Origin of the sequence: Actinobacillus capsulatus DSM 19761, assembly GCF_000374285.1 — a bacterium.
Taxonomy (GTDB): Bacteria; Pseudomonadota; Gammaproteobacteria; order Enterobacterales; family Pasteurellaceae; genus Actinobacillus; species Actinobacillus capsulatus.
Map to the genome: position 1 here is coordinate 1 of NZ_KB893972.1, position 1,304 is coordinate 1,304.

The following is a 1,304-nucleotide window of genomic DNA, read 5'->3' on the forward strand; positions in this document are numbered from 1 at the left end:
CTGACGTGCGCGCGTACGTAGCTTTTCTAACTCATCGCCACCTTTTTTCTCCGTTTGCTTTTGTTCCAGCTGTTTTTGTAAGCCGATAGCTTCATTGATTTTATTGATAAAACCTTGCACCGCATTGCCGGACATGCCGGCTTGTGCCGCAATCCCTTCAAATTTTGTGCGCATCGCTTCTAAGCGTTCTATTGCAGTTGTGGAGGCTTGACTCAAGTCTTTTTTGAGCTTTTGCGTCAGTTCTTCGACTTCCGTTTTCATCGCAATGGCTTCGGTTTCACTTGCTTTGATTGCTTCGGTCAGCAGTTTTACCGCTTCAGGGTGTTGGGGGGCGCCGATTTCCGTCAATTTTTCTGCAAGCGTACCGCCGGCTTCAATTGCTGCGTCCCAAGCTATTGCTAATTGCGTTTGCGTAATATTGGCTAATTCGCTACTTGCCGTACTCATTGCGTCAATTTTTTGCTGTAGCTCGTCAATTTGCGTATTAAGCGCATTCACTTCATCGGCATTAATCAATCCGCCCATGACGCTAGTGCGGTTTTGATTAAGCAATTTATCGCGCTCGGCAACGAGTGCTTCAAGCTTTTGTTTTGCCTCGTCTAATGATGCTGTATTGACTTTTAACTGTTCCATGCGGTCGCTAAAACCGCCCATTTCGCCTAATTTGGTGCGAGCTTCGACCAAGGCTTTTGTTTTCTCAATGTTGGCATCAAGCGTCGTCAAGGTTTGTGCAAATTGGCGTTCTGCTTCTTCTTCCTGACCTTTTAAATAAAAATAAGCGGCGGCTAAACCAGCAATTGCCGTGACTGCAAGCCCCAAAGTACCACCAACAAGTGAGAATAAGCCTGCGCCAACATTGACTGCAGCGGCACGGGCTTTAGCAATAGCAAGCGCACTATAAGCTTGTGTTGCGCGACCAACTGAGACTGTCTCACCATTGACTGCCTGCATTAAAACTACGGTCGCTTGTGCTTGGCGTACTGATGCGGTCGCACTGGCATTAATCGCCGCCATATGCGCACTTTCGGCAATTGCTGCTTTACTTTTTACACCAATACTGGTGTACATCGCTGACAGATAGCGAGCGGTGTATACCGTACCGACTAAGAGAGCAACACTAGCTAATGCATCAAGATTATTGGCTAGCGTAGAAATCGCAGTTGAAACAAGGGTAGAAACGCTAAATGTTTTATCGGCATTACCAATAAACTCAAGCCACGCATTAGATAATTGCGTCATTGCTTTACCAATCGTAAGCGGCATTTGTTCATATTGTGCTTGAATACTGTCCGCACCTTCAGCCA

The 1,304-nt window shown here is 46.5% G+C and carries 1 pseudogene; it reads right to left on the reverse strand.

The window, feature by feature from the left end:
* Positions 1-1,304 (reverse strand): annotated as a pseudogene (locus C228_RS0113005) (tape measure protein); the annotation flags it as partial.